Source organism: Agrobacterium sp. S7/73 (assembly GCF_019355535.1).
Classification (GTDB): domain Bacteria; phylum Pseudomonadota; class Alphaproteobacteria; order Rhizobiales; family Rhizobiaceae; genus Agrobacterium; species Agrobacterium tumefaciens.
On record NZ_CP072137.1, the window covers coordinates 613,925 to 637,563 of the forward strand.

The following is a 23,639-nucleotide window of genomic DNA, read 5'->3' on the forward strand; positions in this document are numbered from 1 at the left end:
TTACTATTCTATAATTGGCGGATTGCCGGCAAACGTGGACTAAGGTTGCGGCAGCGGGAAAAATTCCGTTTCGAACCGCCAATAAAGGGGTCATCGCAATGGCACCGACACGATGGCCGCTGAAAGCACGGACTTGGGACGAAAAGACTATAGAGCGCCGGCATCACCCTGCAGCAGCGCACCGTGCAGAACGGGTGATCCGCGCTTCCTCGATCTGCTGGCCTTGATTTCGGACGCCGCTTTCAGGCGTGCGAAAAGAGCATAGCCCTCGGACCACCGGCCGAAACCGGCGGCAATATTGATGTGTCCAACGGAGCCGAGATTGACGATATCGCTTCCCCAGTCAGCAGCGGTGCGGGCTAACTCGTCCGGGTTCATATAGGGGTCGTTCATGCTACCTACGACGAGACTGGGGAAGGTGAGCGGCGACCGAGGAAATGCGCCGAAGCGGACGATGCATGGATGCATTGCCTCCACTCTGTCGAGATGGGCGGGCGCCACCAGAAGCGCACCCCTGATTTTGCTGGCCACGGGTCGTGTCGCCATATTGGCGACGAGCAGGCAACCCAGGCTGTGGGCGACAATATAGGCGCTTTCGGTTGCGGCGAGCGCCGCTTCCAGACGCTCAAGCCAGTATTCAAGAACCGGGCATTCCCAATTCTGCTGATCGACCAGCTGCGCCTCCGAATCTTCCAGCAGCCAGTGCCGCTGCCAATGCCCCTCATCCGAACCGTTGAGGCCGGGGACAATCAAGGTGGTACACATGCCTACTCCGTGGTTTGCGGGCGGGGTGTGCCAAGAATGGTGAATTTCGCAATTTTAGTCGACTATTGCCTTGCTCAGCTTTTCCGAACTCGAGAAAAATCGATCCAGACAATTCCGTTGCGGCAAAAAATACGTTCTCGGCAGCAGCCTTGGCACTGCGCATGTGGAATCATTGCCTAAAATATTTTCCATAGAAAATATGTTCTAATCGAGCAAACCGCGCGGAAAGCTTTTCCTCTGCCGCATTCCAAAAGAAACGCCGCTGCTTGGCCGTGCCGCCGCCGGTTTGTCATTCTCGCACTGTCGGAGACCTCAACCTCCCGAACCTCAAAATGGCAAATGCCGAGCCTCGGCAGGGCCATTCCACCGCGACATAAAGCGAAAATTCAGGCGGATAATGTGAGCAGCACGAGCGAATTTCTCTGGTACATCCCCAATGACGTCAAACCCGGACATCGGGGCGACGCCGTCAGCGAAAACCACAACAGCCTCGATACTTTAACTACCCATGCCAGGGCGCTGGAAAACCATGGCTGGAAGGGCGCGTTGATCGGCACAGGCTGGGGGCGTCCGGATACCTTTACGGTTGCGGCGTCGCTTACCGCGCGTACCACCACTTTCGAGCCACTGATCGCTATCCGCCCCGGCTACTGGAAGCCGGCCAATCTCGCATCGGCCGCCGCCACGCTCGATCAGCTTTCTGGTGGCCGGGTACGAATCAATGTCGTTTCCGGCAGGGACGAGCTTGCGGCCTATGGCGACGAAGAAGGCGATCAGGCGCAGCGTTATGCGCGCACGAAGGAGTTCATGCGGCTGGTGCGGCGGCTCTGGACTGAGGAAAACGTCACTTTCAATGGCGACCATTTCCGGGTCAAGAACTCCACCGTCTCGCCGCGCATCAGCGAGAGTGCCGGCCGGCCACATCCCAAACTTTATTTCGGCGGCGCGTCCGAGGCCGCCGAACAGGTTGCCGCAACTGAAGCCGATGTCCAGCTCTTCTGGGGCGAACCGCTCGCCGGCGTGCGCGAAAGGATCGAACGTCTCAGACATTTCAGTGAGACCCTCGGCCGTGACCTGCCGCCGCTGCAATTCGGTCTGCGGATCACCACGCTAGTGCGCGAAACCGCGGCTGAGGCTTGGCGCGATGCGGAAGCAAAGGTGGCGGAGATGGCTGCGAACAATGGCGTGCGCTGGAACGATCATCTGCAAGGTGTCGCGGTCGGCCAGCGCCGCCTGCTGGATCTGCACACGCAGAGCGATGTGCTGGACGACAATCTTTATACCGCACCCGGCAAATTTGGCGGAGGCGGTGCCGCAACGACATGGCTCGTCGGTTCGGCGGAAGACGTCGCCGCGTCGCTGCGCAAATACCGCGCGCTTGGCATCACCCATTTCGTGCTTTCCGACACGCCCTATCTTCAGGAAATTGAACGGCAGGGCGACAAGCTGTTGCCGCTACTCCGGGACTGATGCGGGCGGCGTCAACATGGGCGGCCTGCCAAACAAAGCCGCCCATGTCTTCTACGGTCAGCCGCCAACAGCCTTGATGCTCTGACGGCCGAGGATAGTTCGGATCATGTGGCTTTGCGGCGCATGCGCCCTTGCCGTTATGGCGTCGCGGTGATGCCGCTCGAGATTATAGTCCCGGCGAAGGCCGCGATTGCCGCCAAGCTCCAGCGCCAGATCCGTCACTGCCAGCGCATTGTCGATCACCACATGACGAACGGCGAGCGCATCCGTGCCTACCCTCTCACCCGCATCGATATCACGCGCGACGGAGCGGAGCAGACGCCTGTTGGCCGCAAGAAGTACCTCGATCTCGCCCACACCTTCCTGAATGCGCGGAATGGATGACAGCGGCGCGCCGAGGCTTGCCGGAACATGGCCTGTCAGATGGCGCAAGAGGGCGTCACGCGCCGAAAGCGCGACACCGTGATAGACGGAGGCCAGCAGCACGAAGAAATTGTAACCGTCCGCCTCATCCCGCCGCAACGGCTCGTCCGCCGGCTGTTCGGCAACGATATCGGCGAGCGGCACCCTCACATTCTCAAGCAGGAGATCGTCGCTGGCGGTGGCATACATTCCTGTCGCTTCCCATGCCTTTTCCCGGCCGATGCCCGGCGCATCGAGCGGGACCAGAAGCTGGATCAGACGCGGCGCCTCTTCCGTCGTGACGGCAAGTACAATCGCCCATTTCAGACCCGGCAGGCCGGTGACGAAGCTCTTGCGGCCATTGACCACCCAGAAATCGCCCTCGATCCGCGCCGTCGTTTCCGGCAGTCCGCCATGGGCCGGGGAACCGATCCCCGGCTCTGCCTGCGCATTGTTCAGAAGCGCCCGCTCCCTGTTATTGGCGGCCAGCACTTTTGCCGCGAGATCTGCCGGCCACCTGCCGCGCCGGATGGCAGCATGAACGCTGTAATGCATGGCAAGGATGAGGGCGGTTGACGGATCACCCTTGGCAATGGCGGCGATGACGGCATGCGCGGTTTCCATGCCCTCTCCCCAACCACCGTCCTTTTCAGCCGTCACGAGACCAAGCAGGCCAGACTTGAAAAGTGCCTCGAAATTACCGGCGGCGAATTCGCCGCTTTTGTCATACTCCGCCGCAGTCAGGCTGAAATCTTCGGCGAGCGCGGTTGCGATGGCGACGGGATTCAAGTGCTGCTCCGGGCTCGGAACGGCGGATAAAGCGCCGCTCATGCCACCGCCCTTTCACTGGTCGTGACGAAACGGTCATCGATCCACGCAGCGAGATCGAAGTCGTTTTCAAGGAAACCCCATTGATGCAGGAAATCCTTGTAATGGCCGACGGCGGCGACGAGGTCTGCATCGAGGCCAAGACCTAGATGGCGGTGGACATCCGGGCCGTTGGCGGCCAGAACCTGCTCTTCGGTCGCACCCGCCTCGCGCGCGATAAAACGGCGGGTCTCTTCCGGATGCTGCTCCGCCCAGAGCGAGGCTTTGGCAATGGCGGCAACCAGCCGCTCCACCAGATCGGGGCGCTCATCGGCAAGTCGTCCGTCAACTGTCAGCACGCGGGGAGAGCCGGAGTTGATACGTATCTTCGGGTCGGGGTGAAAACCGAATTCCGCCACTTGCACGGCGCCGATCAGGTTCGCGGCGGCGATACCGGCAGTACCCTTGACGAAAATCGCATCGACCTCACCCCGCAACAGCGCGATGATCTCCTCACCGAAGGATTGTCGCCGCTTCAGGCCGAAAAGGGATGGTCCCTCCTGTGTCGCCAGCACGGAATCCTTGATCACGATATCCTTCAGCTCGATATCCTCGACCCTCAGCCCCTCCAGCGAAAGCGCCGAAACGATGCCCTTCAATGCTGTCGCTCGCATGAAATCGACAATCCCATCAGGTCTGCGCGGCACACCGAAACGGCGGCCGACGAGATCGGCAAGCGAGCGGATACCGTTTTCCGGAAGGGTGATGATCGCCTGGAACTCATCGGTCCAGGTAATGCCGATAAGACGCGTATTGCGCCCTTCCGAGCGGGCGCGGATAGGGGGCACATTACCGCCGTGGCGGAAGGACCATTCCAGCGTGTGGTTGAAATGGCTCTGCCGCACAGAACGATCCGGTGAATCGATGATGGATTTCAGCGATATCCCCACATCCTCAAAGGTCTGCGCGAGATAACCGAGCTGCGCCGCAAGCCCCACGGGCGTGGGCACCGGGCAACGTGTGTACCAGATTTCAGAAAGTGTCGTGCTCATGGCTTTGGCCTCGATGAAAACGATGACACCAGAAAGCGATGCTGCGGTGCCCGTCGACGAAAGGGAGATGCCCCTGCCCGCCGCAAACGGCGGGCAGGGGCTGGCGAGACGATCAGGATGCCGCGATATGCGCGAAGGCCAAGCTGCCCGCGACGCCTTCTGCACCGATAGTGTGATCGGCAATGCGCTTGTTGAAGATGGTGATTTCAGGTGCAGCAACGATATCGATGGCAGGAACGTCATCGACGAGGATCTGCTGTATTTCCTTCCATTGCGCGACGCGCTTGTCCGGATCGATCTCGACAGCGGCAGCTTCCAGCAGCGCATCCACCTTGGGGTTGCTGTAGGCGGCGCCATTTGAGAAGGGCACGCCCTTCTTGAAGTTTTTCGACCAGTATAGCCGCTGCACACCGACGGTCGGGTCGAAGAGATTGCTCATGCCCTCATAGGCAAAATCGAAATCGCGATCCGTGTAGATGCGCTTGGTATAGGTGGCGAAATCCTGCGTCCGCACCGTCACATCCACACCGACCTTCGCCAGCGCCTGGCGAATATAGTCCGCGCCACGCGGATAGGCTTCGGTGCTCGGCACATAGTCCAGATTGAGCTTGAAACGGATACCATCCGCGCCGCGCTTGTATCCCGCCTCGTCCAGCAGCGCTTCGGCCGCCTTCAGATCGATCGGATAGGTCTTCAGATCGTCCACGAACCATTTCGTCAGCTTCGGATTGATCGGGCCGGTGATTGTCGCGCCATAGCCATAATTGACCGTGTTGAAGATGACTTTGCGGTCAATGACATGCGCGAAGGCGCGGCGGACGCGGACATCCTTGAACACGTCCTTCTCGAGGTTGAACTCCACGCGGCTGATCGAATTGGTATATTGATAGCCATTGGTCTCGAAGCCGAGGCTCGGCAGCTCCTTCAGCCGGTCGAGATCGCTATAGGCGACCGGGGTGCTCGGAGCGAGATCGATCTCACCGGTTTCGATTGCGATGGCACGGGCCGACGCATCTGGAATGAAGCGAACAATCAGCTTGTCGAGATAGGGGCGCGGCGCATCCCAATAATCGGCATTGCGCTCAAAAACGATATGGCTGCCGCGCACCCATTCCTTGAACTTGAACGGGCCGGTACCAACAGGCGCGAGATTGATGGGATTTTCGGTGACTTTCGTGCCTTCATAAAGATGCTTGGGCACGATAGGCGTTTCAGCAGCGGCAAGCGCCGTTATCAGATACGGCGCAGGCTTGGAAAGAACCAGCACGGCCGTCAGATCATCCGGGGTCTCGACAGCAGTGAGGTTCAGGAAGGTATTGCGCCCGCGCGGATGCACTTCCTTGATGGTGTTGATGGAGAACGCCACATCGGCAGATGTGAAAGGCTTGCCGTCATGCCATTTTACACCGGGTCTCAGATTGAAGGTGTAACGCAGGCCATCGCCGCTGACATCCCATGATTTGGCCAGGAGCGGCTTGGGGTTGAGGTCGAAATCATAGGTCAGCAGGCCTTCCGTGACCTTGGGCGATATGTAGACGGAATTATAGGCCGTGTGCGCGATCGTCGTCAGAACCGGCGGCTCCGATGAGATGAGTAGGGTGGCTGTGCCACCGCTTGCCGGCTCCGCCGCGTTGAGCTTCAGCCCCGGCAACGACACCACGCCAAGAGCCACCGACGCCAGCAGAAATCCGCGGCGCGTCGTCTGGTTGAAAACAGTCATGCGATACCTCTCCTTAATTGAACCGGCGAAAAACCGGCAAAACTGAACGGCCGCGCTTGGGAAGAAGTTTGTTCCGCAGACGAGAGTGAGATTGGCATGAAGCACCAACCATTCTCATAAATAGGAATTATCTTTTCTTTATGGCGCATTTTTCCGTAAATTTCAGAAAATAATTCTATTACTCTTTGACAAATTCCATAAAATTAGTCAACTAATACCAACGCCTTTACGGGCCGATTTCATGTTTTCAAGCGAATGGACTGGAGCCGATGTCGAATTCGAAACGGATTTTATCGCAGGCAAGGCGGGTGGCCATTCAGGCCGTCCCGACGGTTCTCGGTATCGTCATCCTGAACTTCTTCCTGCTGCAGCTGGCGCCTGGTGATGCGGCTGACGTGCTGGCCGCGGAAGCGGGTTCGGCGACCGTCGAGACCATGGCCGAAATTCGCTCACGCTTCGGGCTCGACCTGCCGGTCGTCCATCAGCTCATGAACTATCTCGGCAATCTGGCCCAGTTCAGCCTCGGCTTTTCACCCCGCTACGGCATGCCGGTCGCCGATCTTATCGGCCAGCGGTTGCCCGGCACGCTGGCGCTGATGGGAGCAGCACTTGGCATTGCGATTTTCGTCGGCGTTTTCCTCGGCTCCATCATGGCGCTCTTTTCCGGCAAGCTGCCGGACCGGATCATTTCGATTGGCTCGCTAATCTTTTATTCCGTGCCGGGCTTCTGGATCGGCCTGATGCTTATCCTCACGTTCTCGGTCAAGCTCGGCTGGCTTCCGTCTGGCGGCGACAGCACCATCGGCAGCAGCCTCACCGGCCTCGACGCTTTTCTGGACAGGCTGCGCTATATCGTTCTCCCCGCCCTTTCGCTGGCGCTTTATTTTCTGGCGATTTATGCCCGCCTCACCCGCGCGGCGATGCTGGAAGTCAAATCCCAGGACTATGTGCGCACGGCACGGGCAAAAGGCGTTTCGCCTTTCCGGCTCACCACACGCCATATTCTGCGCAACGCGCTCATCCCAATCACCACCATGGCCGGCATGCATATTGGCGGCCTGCTGGGCGGTGCGGTCGTGGTCGAGACGGTCTTCAGCTGGCCAGGCCTTGGCCGTCTTGCTTTCGAGGCCGTCATGGCCCGCGATTTCAGCGTGCTGCTCGGCATTCTGCTTCTCTCTTCCCTTGTCGTCATCATTGTCAATGCCGCCGTGGACCTGTTGCAGGCATGGCTCGACCCCCGCATCGGAGAAAGCCGATGAATTCCTCCCAGACATCAGCAGTTCTCGACGCGGCCGAACTCAGTGCCGAAGAGAGCAATCCCAAACCTAAAAAACCTGAAGAAAAAGTCTGGCCCTATATCCATGCGCCGGACGCGCTTTCAGCCCGCTCCGTCTCCGTGCCGCGGCGCGGCTTGCGGCGGGAACTGAAGATTTTCCTGACCAATCCCAACGCCATCGTTGGGCTGCTGTTCCTTGCCACCGTCCTCATCGCCGCTGTCACGGCCCCGCTGATCTATCCGGGCGATCCGCTGGAAATGGTGGCCCGCCCCTTCCTCTGGCCCGGCCAGAATCCAGCCTATCCGCTCGGCACCGATTCCATGGGGCGTGATGTGCTGGCGGGCATCGTGCATGGCGCACGCATCTCGCTCACCGTCGGTGTCGTCGCCACCCTGATAGGGCTGACGATCGGCATAACAATCGGTGCTTTCGCCGGTTATTTCGGTGGCATCATCGACGATATTCTTGTGAAGATCATCGAAATCTTCCAGACATTGCCGAACTTCGTGCTGCTGGTGGTGCTCGTCGCCATTGCCCAGCCTTCGGTCACCACGGTAACCTCGGCAATCGGCATCATTACCTGGCCACTTGTTGCGCGCCTGACCCGCGCCGAATTCCGCGCCATCCGCGAGAAGGACTATGTGCTTGCCGCACGAAGCCTCGGTTATGGCCATGCGCGTATCGTGTTTCAGGAAATTCTGCCCAACGCCCTGCCGCCGATCATCGTCACCTCCTCCGTCATGGTGGCGGGTGCGATCCTCATGGAAGCAGCCCTTTCCTTCATGGGACTTGGCGACCCCAACCGTGTTTCCTGGGGTTCGATGATCGGGTCGGGACGCGACGTCATTCGCACCGCCTGGTATCTGACCGCCCTTCCCGGCCTCGCCATCGTCTTCACCGTCATTTCGCTGAACCTCATCAGCGACGGTCTCAACGATGCGCTCAACCCCCGTTTTTCGGAGGAACGCCGATGAGCAAACTTATCGAAGTCCACGATCTTTCCGTCAGCTTCGGCTCAGCCCAACCGGTCAAGGGCGTCAGCTTCGATGTGGAGTCCGGCGAAATGCTGGCAATCGTCGGCGAAAGCGGCTCGGGAAAATCACTGACTGCGCTCGGCCTGATCGGCCTGTTGCCGTCGCATGCAAAAACCGGCGGGCGTGTTCTGCTCGAAGGCCGCGATCTCCTGCCGCTTTCCGAGCGGCAATGGCGCGGCATTCGCGGCCGCGATATCGGCATGATCTTTCAGGAACCGATGACCTCGCTGAACCCGGTCCTGACGGTGGGCGAACAGATCATCGAGGTGCTGCGCATCCATGAAAGGATCGACAGGCACCAGGCGCGCAAACGCGCCATCGAGCTTCTGGACCTCGTCAATATTCCCGACGCCCAGCGCCGCGTGGACGATTATCCGCACCAGCTTTCCGGCGGCATGCGCCAACGCGTCATGATCGCCATCGGCGTTGCCTGCAATCCCAAACTACTGATCGCCGATGAGGCGACGACCGCGCTCGACGTGACGATACAGGCGCAGATCCTGCAGCTGCTCGACAATCTGCGCCGCGATCTCAACATGGCCATCATCCTCATCACCCACGATCTTGGCATTGTGGCGCAATGGGCCGATCGGGTCATGGTCATGTATGCCGGCCGCAAGGTGGAAGAAGGATTGCCTGAACCGGTTTTCTCCAATCCTTACCACCCCTATACGCGCGGCCTGCTGGCTGCCTCTCCGCGCGCCGAAGACGGCCAGCATTATCGCGACGGGCCACTCATCGAAATTCCGGGTTCAATCGTTTCGGCCACGGGGGAGCGCGGCTGCGCCTTCCGGCCACGCTGTCCGAGCGCCCGCGGTTTCTGCGGGCAGTTCGTACCGCCGCTGAGGCTCGTCTCGGAAGGCCGCTACGCCGCCTGCCCCTTCGTATCCCCCACATCCCAAGAGGTATCCGATGACGCTCTTGTCAGTGCATAGTCTTTCCACCCACTATTCGGGAGGACGCGGACCAGTCCGCGCCGTCGACGATGTGTCGCTCGACATCGAGGCGGGCGAGACCGTGGCGCTGGTGGGTGAATCAGGCTGCGGCAAATCCTCGCTCGGCAAGTCGCTGATGCGGCTGGTGGAGCCCACTTCCGGCAGGATCACCTTCAAGGGCGCCGATGTCACGGCGATGTCGTCGTCGCAGCTGCGCGGCATCCGCCGCCGCATCCAGATGATCTTTCAGGACCCATTCGCGTCGCTCAATCCGCGCCAGACGGTGCGAACCATCCTTACCGGGCCGTTGAAGGTGCACGGCATTGGCGACAGGGCGCAACAGCGGGAGATCGTCGAGGCGATCGTCGCGCAGGTGGGGCTGCCGCCTGATGCACTCGACCGCTATCCGCACGAGTTTTCCGGCGGCCAGCGCCAGCGCATCGGCATTGCCCGGGCGCTCGTTCTCGAGCCGGAACTGGTCGTCTGCGACGAGCCTGTCTCGGCGCTCGATCTTTCCATACAGGCGCAGATCCTCAACCTTCTGGTGGAGATGAAGAAACGGCTTTCGTTGTCCTATCTCTTCGTATCCCACGACCTTTCGGTCGTACGCTATTTTTCCGATCGCGTTCTCGTCATGTATCTCGGCAAGATCGTGGAAAGCGCGCCGACCGCGGAGCTTTGGGCCTCGCCGAAACACCCCTATACCCGTGCGCTTCTCGCAGCCGTTCCCGATCCCGCGCGCCGCAAGCAGGCAGCGCCCATTTCCGGCGACCTGCCGAGCCCCCACAACCCGCCATCCGGCTGCCGGTTTCACACCCGCTGCCCGCTCGCCACCGATCTCTGTCGCGAAAAAGCGCCGGATTACACCCTTTTCGGCAAGAACTACGCCGTGGCTTGCCACCATGCCCAATAAACTGAAGGAGCAACCATAATGGTCGACTATCGCTATCTCGGACGCAGCGCGCTGAAAGTTTCACCGCTGAGCCTCGGCACGATGATGTTCGGAGGCCCGACGCCGGATGACGTGGCCTTCCGCATCATCGACAAGGCACGCGAGCAGGGCATCAACTTCATCGACACTGCCGATGTCTATCACGACGGCAAGTCGGAAGAAGTCGTTGGTCGCGGTATCAAGGCCAGTCGCGATCACTGGGTTCTGGCAACGAAATTCGTCAATTCCCACACCAAGGGTCCGAACCTTGGCGGCCATTCGCGCAAATGGGTGATCGAGACCGTCGAGAATTCGCTTCGCCGTCTCAACACCGACTACATCGATATCCTCTATTTCCACCGCGCCGTCTTCGACGCGCCGCTGGAAGAGCCGGTACGCGCCATTGCCGATCTCATCCGTGCGGGCAAGCTGCGCTATTTCGGCGTTTCCAACTTCCGGGGCTGGCGCATCGCCGAAATTTCGCATTTGGCCGATCAGCTCGGCATCGACCGGCCTATCGCCAGCCAGCCGCTCTACAACATCGTCAACCGCACGGCCGAAGCCGAGCAGCTGCCTGCGGCACATAATTACGGGCTGGGCGTCGTTTCCTATTCGCCGCTGGCACGTGGCGTGCTGACCGGCAAATATCAGCCGGGTGAGCAGCCGGGCGCAGATACCCGTGTCGGCCGTGGCGACAAGCGGGTTCTGGAAACCGAATGGCGCCCCGAGTCGGTCGAAATCGCCCAGAAGGTTGCGGCGCACGCCGCATCAAAGGGTGTTTCGGCAGCGGATTTTGCGCTCGCCTGGGTGCTGAACAACAAGTTCGTCACCGCCGCGATCACCGGCCCGCGCACTGAAGACCATTGGGACGGTTACGTCCGCGCCCTCGATGTGAAGATCGATGCGGAAGACGAGGCGCTGGTCGACAGCCTTGTGACGACAGGCCATCCCTCGACACCCGGCTTCAACGATCCGAGCCATCCCGTCGAAGGCCGCGTGCCGCGCAATATCGAACCGGCTCCCCGCCCGGTCGTCAAGCCGCGCGCGGTCGCCTGATCGTCCAGAAGAAAATGCCTGCGGCGCGACCGTGCCGCAGGTCATCACATCCGCTCAGGGAAATCCGCAATGTCCAATCCTAAAATACAGACCGCAACCACCGATAATTCCAGCGTGCCGAGCCGAGACGACATTCTGGCCCGCGCCAGGGACATTGCGGCTGTTGCCGCCAAGGATGCCGCTCGCCGTGAGCGTCAGCGGGAACTTCCCTTCGAAATCTTCGGCCTGATCAAAGAAGCCAGGATCGGCACGCTGCGCATCCCCGAGGCCAAAGGCGGGCCGGGAGGCTCGATTGCGGACTATATAGAAGTCCTGATGATCCTCGGGGAAGCCGACAGCAATATTCCGCACGCACTCCGCAGCCATTTCAATTTCACAGAAAACCTCGCTCTCACACCGATCGAGCTCGAGGATCGGCGGCACCTCGAAAATGTCCTCACCGGCAAGCTCTTTGCGGGCGCCAGCACGGAACAGGGCACCAAACGTCCCGGCGAAATCACCACGCGCCTCAGCGCCGATGGCGACCGTTATCGTCTGAACGGCCGCAAATGGTATGCGACCGGCACCGCCTTCGCAGATTTCGGCACCTTTAGCGCTGTCGGCGACGACGAACAGCCGATCGGCGTCCTCATTCCGCTTGATCGGCCCGGGATCACCATCCTCGACGACTGGGACAGCATGGGCCAGCGCATGACGGCAAGCGGCGGCGTTTTGCTTGAAAATGTCGAGGTGCTCCCGCATGAACTGACGACCCGCAAGCTCGGCAGCCAGATCGGGCGCCACAGCTCGGCCATGCGACAATTGCACCTCGCTGCCTCTGCCGCCGGTGCCGTTCAGGGTGCACTCAACGATGGCATCGACTATGTTCTGCGCCAGGCGCGCACCACGCTCCACAGCAGCGCCGAAACCGCCAATCAGGACCCCTTTGTGCAGAAGATGCTCGGCGAGATCAGCGCCGGTGCCTTCGCCGTCAAGACGCTGATCCGCGAGGCGGCAAGAACGCTCGACAGGACCGCCGCCGCCTTTTCCAGCGGCGACGAAGAGGCGATAGAAGCGGCTTTGCTGGAAGGTTCTCTCGCCACCGCCCGTACCCAGATCATCGCATCGCAGCTTTCACTAACGGTCGCCACCAACCTTTACGAACTCGGCGGCGGATCGGCGACGTCCAGCGAGCGGAATTTCGACCGCCACTGGCGCAACATCCGCACGGTCTACAACCACAATCCGCTTGCCCACAAGGCGCGTGTCATCGGCGACTATTATCTCAACGGCACCACGACGCACCTCAGGGAAGGCCGGGTATTCTAGCGATAAAGGGAAAACGGCCATGAGAACGGAATTCATCCCTCCTTCGGTCGCAAGAGCGGCTTTCCGGTTGCCGACGCTTTCCCGGCTGCCGCCGCTGACGGCCCTGCGCGCATTTGTCGTGGCCGCGCGTCACGCCAGCTTCTCGCGGGCGGCGGAAGAACTGCATGTCTCGACTGCCGCAATCGGCCAGCAGGTGCGCATTCTGGAAACCCATCTCGGGCAAACACTCTTCAGCCGCCAGCGCGGCGAGCTGGTGCTGACCGAGGCCGGCAGCACGCTTTACCCCGGCCTTGCGGACGCTTTCGAGACGATGATCGGCAGTCTTTCCGATCTCATGGCCTCCGGCGGCCGGCGGCAGGTGAGGGTTCTGGCGGAAGGCTGTTTTGCGGCCCGATGGCTGGCACCACGGTTGGGAACCATCGTTCCAGCCCTTGGAGACGTAGATATCTCGATTGAATCTCTCGAGGGCGACGCCATCGACCTCACGCATTTCGATGCCGATTGCGCGATCGTCGCCACCCACGGACAAATCCCCGGTTTCATTCACGAACCGCTTTTTGCCGACACCGTCAGTGCCGTCTGCACCCCGGATTTTGCCACCCGCTACCAGCTTGGTGGTGAACCCGAGCGGCTTCGGGATATCTCTTTTGCGATGTTGCGCGGCAACGGCACCGATGCTGCCTTCGAATGGGCAAACTGGCTGCGCGCCTGCCGCATTCCGCTTCGGCTTTCCGCAGCAGGACCGCGCTTTTCGCGTCAGACCGCGCTGATAGAGGCACTCTTGTCCAGCCACGGCATCGGCCTTGCGCGCCACTCGCTCATTTCCGAAGAGCTTCGAACCGGCCGTCTGATCGCACCTTTCGGTGTGCCTCAGCCGACCGCCAGCCGGTATCATCTTCTGACCAGTCCTGACAGGCGGCGGCTGCCGGAAATCGCATCTCTACTCGCCTTGTTGCGCGAGGATACACGCTCTCTCGAAGCCGCCGCCTGAACACGCCCGTCCCACATCAGGCGCGTTCCCTTTGCAACTCCCTGGTCGTATGGATGTTTTCCGGCCGGGGCAGGCCGTAATGATCACGCAGCGTGTCGCCCTCGTAGTCCTCGCGGAACAGCCCGCGCTGTTTGAGGATCGGCACGACCTCGTCCACGAAAATATCGAACCCGCCATTCAGCCATGGCGGCATGATGTTGAAGCCGTCGGCAGCACCTTCACGGAACCAGGTCTCTATCCAGTCTGCCACCTGTTCCGGGGTTCCCGAAATCACCTTGTGGCCGCGCCCGCCGGCAAGCCGGTGCAGCAATTGCCGGATCGTCGGATTTTCCCGGTCGATGACATCGAGAACCAGCTGATGCCGGCTGCTGTCCGCCTGCGCACGCGTCGCTTCCACCGCCTCCTTCGGCAACGGCTGATCGAGATCGGCCGATGAGAGATCAATGCCTGTAATGCGCTGCAACTGCCCAAGCGAAAAGGCCGGCTGGATGAGATCGTTGAAACTCGCCTCGAGCTTTCGCGCCTCCTCTTCGGTGGAGGCGATGAAGGGGCTGATCCCCGGCAGGATTTTCACATGGGCGGGATTGCGCCCCGTGGCCGCCACGCGCCTCTTTATGTCGGAATAAAAAGACCGCGCACTCTCCAGAGTTTGATGCGCGGTAAAGATTGCCTCGGCATAACGGGCAGCAAAGCCACGACCGTCCTCCGAAGAGCCGGCCTGCACATAGACCGGCCTGCCCTGCGGCGAGCGTGGCAGGTTGAGCGCGCCCCGCACCCGGTAGAACTCGCCCTCGTGATTGGCAGGATGGATGCGGTCGGTATCGGCGAAAAGACCGCTCTCCTTGTCGGCGACGATGGCATCGTCTTCCCAGCTGTCCCAGAGCTTCGTCACCACATCGACGAACTCAGTCGCCTGCCGGTAACGGTCGGCATGCGGCGGATGCTGCTGGAGATTGAAGTTTCCGGCCGCCGCATCGGCCGAGGTCGTCACGATGTTCCAGCCGACCCGGCCGCCGCTGATATGATCGACCGAGGCGAACAGCCGCGCTAGATTGTAAGGCTCGTAATAGGTGGTGGAGGCCGTCGCAATGAAGCCGATCTTTTCGGTGACGGCCGCCAAGGCCGCCAGCATGGTGATCGGTTCCAGCCGGTGCCGGGCGGCATAGCGGATATTGGCGTCCAGCACCGGCGCATCGGCAAAGAAAATGGCATCCAGCTTTGCCGCCTCGGCCTTGCGGGCGATATCCTGGTAGAGCCTTATATCCGTGACGCGCAGTGGCTCCGACTCGGGGTGGCGCCAGGCTGCTTCATGGTGCCCACCCGGATAGATGAACGCATTGAGGACCAGCTTCTCGGATTTTCTGCTCATGGCGATGAACCCTTTTCAACTTTGACGCGGCTTTAAACGAGAGGTGAGGATGCGCTTACGCCTCCTTCGTCACCCACGCTTTGGCGAGATTGCCGCTGAGCCCCTCCGCCCCTGTCGCGTAATCCTTGATGCGGACGCTGCCGACGACCGGCTGGATTGGCGAAACGAGATTGATGACGGGAAGATCCTTGGCGACGACGGCCTGAAACTCCTTGAAGAAGGCTGCGCGCTTTTCGATATCCGGCTCCACCGCGGCCGCTTCCAGCAGCCGGTCCACTTCCGGATTGGCGTAGTGGCTGGCGTTTGAGAACGGCAGGCCGATCTTGAAGTTCTTGCTCCAGTAGACACGCTGCACGCCGGCCGTCGGATCGAAGGTATTGGAGAGGGATTCGACTGAAAGGTCCCAGGCGCGATCGGTATAAACGACCTTCACATAGGTGCCGAAATCGAATTTCTGGATATCCGCCTCGATGCCGATCTTGGAAAGCGCCTGCGCTATGAAATCCGAATAGGTCTGCGGGTTGAACGGGTTGGTGGTGACCCTGAGCTTGAAGCGCTTGCCGCCATCCTTGCGCGGAAAGCCCGCCTCATCCAGCAGCTTTTCCGCCAGCGCGACGTCGAATTTGGCAAAACCGATATCCGGATTGTGGAACTTCGCAAGGCCGGGGCTGATCGGCGTGGGCGATGGCACGGCGTAACCGTAAAGCACGGTATCGATCAGCGCCGGAACGTCGATCGCGTGGGCAATAGCCTGCCTCACCTTCAATTCCTTGAGATATTCGTTCTCAAGGTTGATGACGAGCTGGTTCTGCTGGCCGGCATAGGCGTAGATGCGGTCATCCACCTTCAGCGTCGGGATGGATTTCAGTCGTTCCAGATCGGCAAGCGCCACCGGGTTCGGGCCAATGTCGCCCTCTCCGGTTTCCAGCGCCGCCGCGCGAGCGCCCGCATCATTGATGAGGCGAATGACGACGCGGTCGAGATAAGGACCTGACGCGTCCCAGTAGTCGGCATTCTTTTCCAGAAGAATATGGCTGCCCGGCACCCATTCCTTCAGGACGAAGGGGCCGCTGCCGATGATCTGGGCGGGTTTTGGATTGTCAGTCGGCTTGAAGGTCTCGAAGATGTGCTTTGGCACAACAGGCGATTCCGACGAGGCGAGCGCGGTTATCAATCCCGGCGCCGGCTTGGAAAGCTTCACCTTCGCGACCAGCGGATCGGAAGTATCGACGCTTTCAACATGCGAGAAAGTCGCCCGGCCGCGCGGATGGGCTTCCTTCAGCCGCAGGATCGAGAACTCCACATCCGCCGATGTCACCGGCTTGCCGTCATGGAACTTCGCATTCGGCTGCAGATGAAAGACATATTCCAGCCCGTCGGCGGAAACGCTCCATTCTTTGGCAAGGCTCGGCTTGGGCGAAAGTTCGTAATCGTACGTCAAAAGCCCGTCGTAAATCTTCGAGCCAATGAACTGCGGACCGCCCGCACTGGTATTGATTGCCACGAGCTGCGTCGGCTCGGGAAAATAGACGATCTTGAGCGTGCCGCCCGAAACCGGCTCTTCAGCAGCAGCGAAAGAACCACCTGGAAGCGCCACGAAAGCGCCGGCGGCGAGTGCAATTTTATGAAACTGGCGTCTGGAAAAGGTCATGTCTATCTCCGATAAAAATCCGATGTGCGGGGTGCGGCATCTCAGTGCAGTTGCGGGAACCCGTGACGCTCGGCGAGGATTTGCAAAATGCGTTTCGTGTCCTGAATGAAGTGCGTGTCGCCTTTGGTCGTCGCATCGGCTGGTGCATCGCCGGTAAAGACGAACAGCGGCAACGACTGGTTTTCCTCACCCACGACGGCGATGACCGCTTCGCGCGGACGCTGAAAACCGACCCGGTGGATATCGATCCCGGCGGCAAGGTCCGGAAAGGCGGCAAGCAGGCCTTCGATCTGGTTACAATGCGGGCAGACGAACCGGACACCGGGGTGCTTGGGGTCTTCAAAACCGGGGGCGATCAAAAAAAGCGTATCCTTGGCCATGGCATCCATCGTGTGCGGGTGAGATTTCATGGACACAGTGCAGGCAGAGAAATCAGAGGTCCAGAAAGCTATTCTTCCCGCAAAACGAAGAATTCCTTCGCCCTAAATTATTGAAGAAATTGATTTTTTTAGAGTTCCGATAATTGGCATCACCGTTCCTGCCGGCCTGTTCCAAAGGCAACGTTTTTCCCGAAAACGCCGTTATCCCGCGATAGTGAAAAAAGGCCGGAGGGCCGTTTTCAGCAATAAAAAACCCGGCAAAATTGCCGGGTTTTTTATTGCCATATGCAAAACGCTCACTCGTTCTTCCAGGCCGTCGACAGATCGCCATAGGCAATGTCGATGGTGGTGACGAGAGACTGCAGGCTGGTGTTGCGCAGAATGACGGTCGGCAGGGCGACGATAGAGAAATTCGGCAATTCGTCACCGGTGATTTTCTGGATATCGTGGAACTGCCCCGCCCGTTTCGTTTCATCCACTTCAATCGCAGCGGCGCGGAAAAGATCATCCACCCTGGGATTGTTGTAGTGGGCGGCATTGACGTATGGCGCGGGTTTCTTGATGCCATCGGACCAGTAGAGCCGCTGCACGCCCGCTGTCGGATCAAACAACCGGCTGATGCCGTTCACCGTCAGGTCAAAACCGCGCTCCGTATAGACGCGCTTGATGAAGGTCGCGAGATCACCTTCGACGATATCCACCTTCACGCCGAGCTTGCCGAAGGACGAGCGTAGATATTCGGAGGTTTTGCGGAAAACGTCGGAGGGCAGGAAGGCCAGCCGCAGCGAAAAACGCGTGCCATCCGCACCCCTCGGATACCCCGCCTTGTCCAGCAGCTCATTCGCTTTGGCCAGATCGAAGGGATAGGTAAAGGGCTTCTCGTCATTATAGGCGGTGAATACCGCTGGAATGTTCGAACCGGCGGGTTTCGCCGTGCCGAAAAAGATCGCGTCGTTGATGAAATTGCGGTCGATGGCATGTGCCAGCGCGTGCCGCACCTCCTTTTTCGCGAGGATCGGGTTCTCCAGATTGAACTCGAATATGGCGGCGTTATTGAGATAGGAGTCGGTATAGACCTCCACCGAAAGCTTGGGATTCTGCCGCAAACGCTCCAGATCGCTGTAGGAGACATCGGCGGTATAATCCGCCTCGCCCGTTTCCACCGAGATGGTGGTGGAGGCCGCGTCAGCGACGAACCTCGCCACGAAGCCATCTAGATAGGGAAGATCGGCCTGCCAGTAGTTCGGGTTCTTCCTGAGCTTCACATAGCTGCCGCGTTTCCATTCCTCAAACACAAAGGGGCCAGTGCCAACGGGCGCGTTGCCGTTCGGACTCTCATTGTAGTTTTCCGAAGCATAGGCATGGGCCGGCAAAATGGGCGTTTCGCCACCAGTCAGCGCCCTCAGAAGATAAGGCGCAGGTTTGGAAAGCACCACTACCGCCGTCAGCGGATCGGGCGTTTCGATATCAGCAACATTGGCGAAAGTGATACGGCCGCGTGGGCCCACCTTCTTGAAGGCAAGCAGGGAAAATTTCACATCCTGTGCGGTGAAATCCTTGCCATCATGCCATTTGACGCCCTTGCGCAGCTTGAAGGTGTAGCGCAGCCCGTCGGTGGAGGTTTCCCAGCTTTCGGCGAGAACCGGATGCGGCTTGAACTCGCTGTCGAAGCGTACCAACCCTTCCAGGATCTTGCTGGAAATCGCGCGCGTTCGCGTATTGGAATCGGAAAGCGGCACAAGCGTCGTCGGCTCACCGAGACCCGCAAGGGTGACAATACCACCCTTTTTCGGCGTTTCTGCCGCCAGCACCGGCACGGATGGCAGCAGCATGGCCGCACCTAGCGCAGCACTCAAAAGCAATGTCTTACGTCTTGTAATATCCATGGATGTTTCCTCTTGCAGGCTTGTTTTCAAATTTTCAGGCAGGCTTCAGCCGGGTTTCGACCAGCCGGGCAAACAAGGTGGCGCCGACCGGCAGGATGGCATCGTCGACAATGAAACCGGGATTATGGGCTGGCACGGTGCCGGAATGACCGAGGGTGAAAAACGCACCGGACGCATGTTTCAGGAGGTCGGCGAAATCCTCGCTGCCCATGAAGCGGCTGGGCTCGGTGGAAACGCGCTCGTCTCCGAGAACTTCGCGCGCCACCCCGGCCACAATCTCCACCGATGCGTCATCATTGGTCAGAACCGAGAATATGTCGCGAATATCCACCTCGGCGGTGAGCCCGTAAGCGGCGGCAATGTGATCGGAAATCGTGCGGATTCGGCCCCTTATGGTCTCGCGCACGCTGTCGGAGAAGGCCCGCACCGTGCCTGCAATCGAGGCCGTTTCGGGGATGACGTTATAGGCAGATCCCGCCTCGATGCGGGTGATCGACAAGACGGCCGGATCGGTCGGCGGCACATTGCGGCTGACGATGGTCTGCAATGCCTGGATGAGTTCACCCGTCGCCGGCACCGGATCACGCGAGACATCCGGGTGAGCCGCATGCGCGCCCCTGCCCTTCAGCCGGATATCGAAGAAATCGGCGCCTGCCAGAATGGTGCCGGGCGAGACCTTCAGATGGTTGGGTGCTGCATGGGAGGAATTGTGCAACCCGTAAATTTCATCGACGGGGAAATCCTTGAACAACCCATCGGCGATCATGGCGCGTGCGCCACCCAGTCCTTCCTCGGCGGGCTGGAAAATGAAAATCACCGTGCCGGCAAAATCACGGGTTTCCGCCAGATAACGGGCGGTGCCAAGCAATATGGTGGTGTGCACATCATGCCCGCAGCCGTGGAACTTACCGGGATAGACCGATGCATAAGGCAACCCTGTTTCTTCCGGCATCGGCAGGGCATCCATATCCGCCCTCAACCCGATTGAACGGTTGCCAGCATGACGGCCACGCAGCACGCCGACCACGCCGGTCTTGCCATAACCGCGATGCACCTCGATGCCCCAGGAGGTGAGCTTCTCGGCGACGATGCCGGAGGTGCGCACCTCTTCGAAACCGATTTCCGGATGCTGGTGCAGATCGTGGCGGATGGAGACGAGTTCGGGAACATAGGTCCCGATCCGGTCTATGACTTTCGGCGCGGGCGTTTTGACGGGATCGACGGCAATATTCACGGTATCTCCTCAGGGCAAAAAAGATCGTTCTCGCAATCTCTGTGATTGCGAAGTGCTAAGCTTCAGAACTGGAAATCTGAGGCGGGAGAGGCGTCAGAGCCTCAGGCCAGCCTCCTTCATCAAGGGCAGAATGCGCTCAGCGAAATATTCGAGATCTTCGCGGAAATCGTAGAAATTCAGCTGCACGCCATCGATGCCAGCCTTTTTCAAGCCGACAAGCTGCTCGACCACCTGCTCCGGCGAGCCGATGATTTCGATATTGCCGCCGAGATTGCGCCCCTGCTTTTGGCGTGCATCGCCGCGACCCCGCCAGGCATGGGCGTCGCTGTCGTAATTGTTGGTCGCAAAGGCACGGGTGCCGGGCTGCGGTTTTCCCGCCTCGATGGCGTCGGCATAGGCGATCGCTTGCCTCTCCGTATCGCGGCTGACGATGATCGGATTGATGAGCGTCTTCACATGACGGCCATAGGCCCTGGCGCGGTTCTTGATGGTGGCGATATGATCGGGAAGCGTTTCCAGCGCGCTATCGATATGCGCGCCGCCGGGCGAGGTAACGAAAACCAGATCGGAATGGCGGGCGGCGAAATCGATACCGGCCGGCGAGCCGGTCGCCGTCACCAGCGGCGGGCGGCCAAAGGCGGGCTTTGGCGTTATCCAGCCGTTGTTGATGGCCCAGGGGTTAAGCTTGCCCTCGTAGGAGAAGTTTTCGGTTTCTCCCCACAGGCGATGCAGCACATCGAACAACTCGCCCGCCATGTCGTAGCGCTTGTCATGGTCGATCCGCTGCCAGCCGAACATTTCATGCTCGATGGCGCGGTGGCCGGTGACGATGTTGATGCCCCATCGTCCCCTGGCGATATGATCCAGCGTTGCGCCATATTTCGCGATATGAAGCGGATGCAGGGGACCGTAAAGCACATGGATGGTGGAGATTAGAAGAATACTCTTCGTGACCGCCGCCATGGCGCCGAGTGCGATGAAACTGTCGAGCGAGGATTCTCCGTCATAACCGCCCTTGGGCAGCCATTGCGTGCGGCTGAACGCGATTTCGAAACCAAGCTCCTCCGCGCGCTTCACCAGCTCCGCATTGTAGTCGAAGGTCCAGCTATTGCTGGTTGGCAGGCTGGAGAAGTTGATGTCCTGCAGATTGAGGAACAGCCCCAGCATCAGTGGCTGCTTCACCGCGCGGCTGAGCGGGCTGTCTTCGAAATCAGTGGGGCTTTTCAGTTCGGGACCTTCAGGCAGTGAAACAGTCAGCGCCATGTCTTTTCTCCCTCGGAATGATTACTCTGCGGGGTGGTCGCTGCCAGCCGGGCGCGCAAATAGGCCTCCACGCTGCGGGGCTGCCGACCGGTAATCCGCTCGATGTTGTCGTTGACGGGGGCCGCGAGGCCCTCGCGGATGAGTTGGCCAAATTCACCAATCGCCGTCTGTTCGAACGCTCCGATATGCGGCGGAAAAACGGAAGCGGAATGATGCGATATCCCCACGGGGCGATGCAGGATACGGGCCGCGATGCGGGCGATTTCCAGTGCCGTCAAGGCTTCACCGCCGGTTAGCACCAAGGCGCCGGAAACAGACGTGCTCGCAGTCAAGGCGTGAACCGCCACATCGGCTATATCGTCGGCATCAATGAAGGAAACGGCCGCATCGCCGAAACGGGCGGGCACATCCTCCCCCTGGCGTAGTGCTGCGACGACGGGTTCCAGCGCCACCTGCATCCAGGCATTCGGCCGCAGCACCGTATGCGCAATGCCGCTCCCGGCCAGATGTTTTTCGACCTCGGCATGGGCGGCACCCGAGATGGAGCGTGCGGCATTGGCGATGGTCCAGTCGGAGCCGGATATTTTCACGATCCGCGATACGCTGGCGGAGAGAGCGGCATCGATGACCGCTTTCTGGTCCGCCGCCAGCGTTTCACCGATTGGGGAAAGCAGGAACACCGTGTCTGTTGCGCGTGAGGCCTCTTTCAGGCTGGCGGGATCGGAGAAATTACCCTCCGAAATATCCACCCTGTCGCCCCAAAGCTTGAGCGCGTCCTCACCCCGCCGGGTCAGCACCCTAACCTTCGCCTCTTTCTGCAAAAGGCGGCTGACGACGCGTTGGCCGAGCTTGCCGGTTGCACCCGTTACAAGAATGGTTGCTGTCATGACGCCCTCACTTCGCCGCAGCCTGTTGCAGTAAAGAAAGGGCGCGCGGATCGGCCCAGTCGTTCACATCGAAATCGTCAGGGATGAATTTCCATTCCAGCAGGAAATCCTTGAAGTGGCTGAGCGCATCCAGCTCCGCCGGATCGAGATCGAGCCTCAGGCTTCGGTACACATCCGCCCCGTTGGCGACGATAACCGCTTCCTCGCTGACGCCGATCTCGCGGGCGATGAAACGCACCGCTTCCGCCGGATTGTCATTCGCCCAGCCGGCAACCCGCTGTACCGTGGCCACGAGGTCGGCGACGAGATCGGGCCTTTCATCGGCAAAGGTGGCATCCACGGTCAAAGGACGTGGCGTGCCGTTATTGATGCGGATTTTCGGATCGGGGTGAAACCCGGTCGACACGACGACGTGCGCGCCAATGAGATTGGCGACGGTGACGCCCTCCGCTCCTTTGACAAAAAACGCATCGATCTTTCCGCGATGCAGTGCCGCGATCTCCTCCCCATAGGGCAGCCGTCGGTGCAGGCCATGGAACCTGTCGTCAGGCGGTCCGAGCAGCACCGGCTCGGTTGCGGTGAGATCGACCAGCTCGACCTCCGCCACGGAAAGGCCGGAAACGGTCAGTGCCGACACGATGCCCTTGAGCGATGTGGCGCGCTGGAAGTCGATGGTTTCGTTCGGTCGTTTCGGCAGCCCGATGCGCCGGCCCTTCAGCTCGCCGCCCTTTGTTATACCACTGGCTGGCAGCGCTATGACCGCCTGAAACTCGTCGGTCCTGGTCAACCCCACCAGACGCGTCTGGCGTCCGCCGGATTTTGCCCAGATAGGCGGAATATTGCCGCCCTGACGGAAGGACCAGTCCAGACGGTGATCGAAATGGCTCTGGCGAATGGCCGGATCCGCCGCATCGCGAATGGAGGACACAGTAATACCGTGGCCGGCGAAACTCTCCTCGATCCAGCCAAGCTGCACCGCGATGGAAAGCGGCGTCGGCGCCGGGCAGCGCGTGTACCAGACGGTTTCAGGGTGGGTTATCTGGCGAAGGGCCGCATCAGCCATGGCGTTCGTCCTCTCAATTGCGATCTCTACGACACGCTACACGCCATAAAATATTTTCTATAGATAAAGTGTACTATTTGAGAGGCCATTGAGGAAATTCGTTTCCATATCAGCATGGCTTCGTGCTTCCGGTAAAATATCCTTTCGGAAACGGCGTC

The 23,639-nt window shown here is 60.1% G+C and carries 20 protein-coding genes; 8 read left to right on the forward strand and 12 right to left on the reverse strand.

The features are described from left to right. Nucleotides 1-147 precede the first annotated feature (147 nt). Nucleotides 148-765, reverse strand: coding sequence for an alpha/beta hydrolase (locus J5276_RS17730; protein WP_065704260.1), 618 nt, complete (start codon nucleotides 763-765; stop codon nucleotides 148-150). A gap of 399 nt (nucleotides 766-1,164) precedes the next feature. On the opposite strand from J5276_RS17730, the gene J5276_RS17735 reads away from it, so the two are divergent. Beyond that, entirely contained in the window at nucleotides 1,165-2,235 is a 1,071-nt protein-coding gene (locus J5276_RS17735) for an LLM class flavin-dependent oxidoreductase (protein ID WP_065704523.1), read from the forward strand. 57 nt (nucleotides 2,236-2,292) lie between these two features. Here J5276_RS17735 and J5276_RS17740 read toward each other — a convergent pair whose 3' ends face one another. The 3 genes from J5276_RS17740 to J5276_RS17750 all read right to left on the reverse strand — a co-directional run bounded on the left by J5276_RS17740 (nucleotide 2,293) and on the right by J5276_RS17750 (nucleotide 6,216). Continuing rightward, the gene (locus J5276_RS17740; protein WP_065704262.1) at nucleotides 2,293-3,468 is read right to left on the reverse strand and encodes an acyl-CoA dehydrogenase family protein; all 1,176 of its coding nucleotides are present in this window, start codon (nucleotides 3,466-3,468) and stop codon (nucleotides 2,293-2,295) included. Further along, complete coding sequence (locus tag J5276_RS17745) at nucleotides 3,465-4,496, reverse strand: ABC transporter substrate-binding protein (protein ID WP_065704525.1); 1,032 nt, start codon at nucleotides 4,494-4,496, stop codon at nucleotides 3,465-3,467. The genes J5276_RS17740 and J5276_RS17745 overlap by 4 nt, the downstream gene beginning before the upstream one ends. A 112-nt stretch (nucleotides 4,497-4,608) precedes the next feature. After that, the gene (locus J5276_RS17750; protein WP_076845533.1) at nucleotides 4,609-6,216 is read right to left on the reverse strand and encodes an ABC transporter substrate-binding protein; all 1,608 of its coding nucleotides are present in this window, start codon (nucleotides 6,214-6,216) and stop codon (nucleotides 4,609-4,611) included. A 269-nt stretch (nucleotides 6,217-6,485) separates the two neighbouring features. On the opposite strand from J5276_RS17750, the gene J5276_RS17755 reads away from it, so the two are divergent. The 7 genes from J5276_RS17755 to J5276_RS17785 all read left to right on the forward strand — a co-directional run bounded on the left by J5276_RS17755 (nucleotide 6,486) and on the right by J5276_RS17785 (nucleotide 13,748). Beyond that, nucleotides 6,486-7,475: an ABC transporter permease gene (locus J5276_RS17755; protein WP_026330697.1), complete on the forward strand. Its 990-nt coding sequence runs from the start codon at nucleotides 6,486-6,488 to the stop codon at nucleotides 7,473-7,475. Further along, complete coding sequence (locus tag J5276_RS17760) at nucleotides 7,472-8,467, forward strand: ABC transporter permease (protein WP_065704266.1); 996 nt, start codon at nucleotides 7,472-7,474, stop codon at nucleotides 8,465-8,467. Before J5276_RS17755 ends, J5276_RS17760 begins: the two co-directional genes overlap by 4 nt. Then, on the forward strand, nucleotides 8,464-9,462 hold the full coding sequence (locus tag J5276_RS17765; protein ID WP_065704268.1) for an ABC transporter ATP-binding protein: 999 nt from the start codon (nucleotides 8,464-8,466) through the stop codon (nucleotides 9,460-9,462). The genes J5276_RS17760 and J5276_RS17765 overlap by 4 nt, the downstream gene beginning before the upstream one ends. Further along, nucleotides 9,440-10,375: an ABC transporter ATP-binding protein gene (locus tag J5276_RS17770; RefSeq protein WP_174012028.1), complete on the forward strand. Its 936-nt coding sequence runs from the start codon at nucleotides 9,440-9,442 to the stop codon at nucleotides 10,373-10,375. Before J5276_RS17765 ends, J5276_RS17770 begins: the two co-directional genes overlap by 23 nt. A gap of 18 nt (nucleotides 10,376-10,393) precedes the next feature. After that, a complete protein-coding gene (locus J5276_RS17775; protein ID WP_003511118.1) occupies nucleotides 10,394-11,449 on the forward strand; it encodes an aldo/keto reductase in 1,056 nt (351 codons plus the stop codon). Between the two features lie 69 nt (nucleotides 11,450-11,518). Then, nucleotides 11,519-12,757 carry an acyl-CoA dehydrogenase family protein gene (locus tag J5276_RS17780; protein ID WP_019564762.1) on the forward strand — a complete coding sequence of 413 codons (1,239 nt, stop codon included), beginning with the start codon at nucleotides 11,519-11,521 and terminating at the stop codon, nucleotides 12,755-12,757. 19 nt (nucleotides 12,758-12,776) lie between these two features. Beyond that, nucleotides 12,777-13,748, forward strand: a complete 972-nt coding sequence (locus J5276_RS17785; protein ID WP_065704272.1) for a LysR substrate-binding domain-containing protein — start codon at nucleotides 12,777-12,779, stop codon at nucleotides 13,746-13,748. Nucleotides 13,749-13,764: 16 nt separating this feature from the next. Here the strand turns inward: J5276_RS17785 and J5276_RS17790 are convergent, their stop codons facing one another. The 8 genes from J5276_RS17790 to J5276_RS17825 all read right to left on the reverse strand — a co-directional run bounded on the left by J5276_RS17790 (nucleotide 13,765) and on the right by J5276_RS17825 (nucleotide 23,481). After that, nucleotides 13,765-15,117, reverse strand: coding sequence for an LLM class flavin-dependent oxidoreductase (locus J5276_RS17790; protein ID WP_003511124.1), 1,353 nt, complete (start codon nucleotides 15,115-15,117; stop codon nucleotides 13,765-13,767). Nucleotides 15,118-15,172: 55 nt separating this feature from the next. Next, a complete protein-coding gene (locus J5276_RS17795) occupies nucleotides 15,173-16,768 on the reverse strand; it encodes an ABC transporter substrate-binding protein (protein ID WP_065704274.1) in 1,596 nt (531 codons plus the stop codon). A 41-nt stretch (nucleotides 16,769-16,809) separates the two neighbouring features. Beyond that, nucleotides 16,810-17,148, reverse strand: a complete 339-nt coding sequence (locus J5276_RS17800) for a DUF3088 domain-containing protein (RefSeq protein ID WP_026330699.1) — start codon at nucleotides 17,146-17,148, stop codon at nucleotides 16,810-16,812. A gap of 296 nt (nucleotides 17,149-17,444) precedes the next feature. Continuing rightward, nucleotides 17,445-19,034 carry an ABC transporter substrate-binding protein gene (locus tag J5276_RS17805; RefSeq protein ID WP_065704276.1) on the reverse strand — a complete coding sequence of 530 codons (1,590 nt, stop codon included), beginning with the start codon at nucleotides 19,032-19,034 and terminating at the stop codon, nucleotides 17,445-17,447. Nucleotides 19,035-19,068: 34 nt separating this feature from the next. Further along, on the reverse strand, nucleotides 19,069-20,268 hold the full coding sequence (locus J5276_RS17810; protein WP_065704278.1) for a M20 aminoacylase family protein: 1,200 nt from the start codon (nucleotides 20,266-20,268) through the stop codon (nucleotides 19,069-19,071). 93 nt (nucleotides 20,269-20,361) lie between these two features. Beyond that, on the reverse strand, nucleotides 20,362-21,531 hold the full coding sequence (locus tag J5276_RS17815; protein WP_065704280.1) for an LLM class flavin-dependent oxidoreductase: 1,170 nt from the start codon (nucleotides 21,529-21,531) through the stop codon (nucleotides 20,362-20,364). After that, nucleotides 21,522-22,418: an NmrA family NAD(P)-binding protein gene (locus tag J5276_RS17820; protein WP_065704284.1), complete on the reverse strand. Its 897-nt coding sequence runs from the start codon at nucleotides 22,416-22,418 to the stop codon at nucleotides 21,522-21,524. The genes J5276_RS17815 and J5276_RS17820 overlap by 10 nt, the downstream gene beginning before the upstream one ends. A 7-nt stretch (nucleotides 22,419-22,425) precedes the next feature. Beyond that, complete coding sequence (locus J5276_RS17825; protein WP_065704287.1) at nucleotides 22,426-23,481, reverse strand: ABC transporter substrate-binding protein; 1,056 nt, start codon at nucleotides 23,479-23,481, stop codon at nucleotides 22,426-22,428. Between the last annotated feature and the right edge of the window lie 158 nt (nucleotides 23,482-23,639).